The organism is Acinetobacter sp. YZS-X1-1 (assembly GCF_000804305.1).
Classification (GTDB): domain Bacteria; phylum Pseudomonadota; class Gammaproteobacteria; order Pseudomonadales; family Moraxellaceae; genus Acinetobacter; species Acinetobacter variabilis.
In genome coordinates this window covers 1-1299 of record NZ_JWHB01000066.1, presented here as the reverse complement: position 1 = coordinate 1299, position 1299 = coordinate 1, and the positions used below count along the sequence as shown (strand labels likewise).

General features: G+C 36.8%; 1 protein-coding gene. It reads left to right on the top strand.

Annotated features, from left to right (window positions below):
* Positions 1 to 221 precede the first annotated feature (221 nt).
* On the top strand, positions 222 to 1208 hold the full coding sequence (locus RJ01_RS15520) for an IS110 family transposase (RefSeq protein WP_034171737.1): 987 nt from the start codon (positions 222 to 224) through the stop codon (positions 1206 to 1208).
* Positions 1209 to 1299: the final 91 nt, after the last annotated feature.

Below are 1299 nucleotides of genomic sequence, written 5' to 3'. Positions count from 1 at the left end.
CTTGTATCTTATCCCTCATAGTGATTAGCTATCACTATATTGCAAATTACAGAGTTTCGTGTACTAGCAAAACATAAAGTTTGGGTTTGAGATAAAACCTGTAATTTGCCCTAACCACTTACACAACTCTGGACGGTAACTAAGCACTCTGATGCTGTATTCACAAGACAAGACAGTGGTTATGCTAAAATAATAATTGGGTAAATCAGGCAGGTAAGATTATGTTTTATCTTGGTATTGATGTTGCTAAAGCTAAAATTGATTGCTGTTTAATTTTAGACAATTCTACAAGTAAGAAGAAGACAAAAACCTTTTCGAATACACAAAACGGTTTTGAGCAACTTCAAATTTGGCTAAATCACCATGCTGCTACTTCTATGCAGACCATTACATTAATGGAAGCCACTTCTATTTATCATGAACTCTTAGCTCAATATTTATTTAAAGCAGGTTATCAGGTCTGTGTAACCAATCCTGCCAGAGCTCGATATTTTGCTCAGAGTATGTCCAAGCTGAATAAAACAGACAAGGTAGATAGCGAAGTTTTAGCCAGATTTGGAATGACAGCAGATCTACATTTTTGGCAACCTCTGCCTGAACATATTCAATTGCTTAATGCATTGCTAGAGAGAAGAGCTGTCCTTTACGACGATTTACAACGTGAAAAGAATCGTTTGGAAAAAGCAAATTCTACTTTTACTATGGAGCCTGTAATGGAATCTATTCATAATAGTATTACGCAATTAAACAAACACATACAAAATATTGATCAGCAAATTGATAATCATATTGACCAAAATCCAGATTTAAAAAATGACAAAGATCTGCTCAGTAGTATTCCTGCCATTGCAGACCGAACCAGCTTATTAATGCTTAGTTTCTTGCGCAGCCACACTTTTGAAAAAGCTAGCCAAGCAGCAGCCTTTATCGGCTTGGTTCCAATTCAAAAACAATCGGGTAGCTCCATTCGTGGTAGAAGCCGCTTATCTAAAGCAGGCTCTTCCAAAATACGTGCTGGTTTATATATGGCAGCCGTTGTAGCAACTCGACATAACCCTCATATCAAAAAAATGAATGAGCGCTTATTAGCGAATGGTAAAACTAAGATGATAGCGATTGGAGCTGCGATGAGGAAGTTAGTCCATCTTTGTTATGGTGTACTCAAACACCAACAACCTTATCAAGCAAATTATTGCATCAATTCTTAATAATTTGCTTGACGGTGGAGACGGTATCTCAAACCTGATCTGACAGTTACCCATTTTTTATTGTGCCTGTCAGGTTAAATTTGAGCTAAAT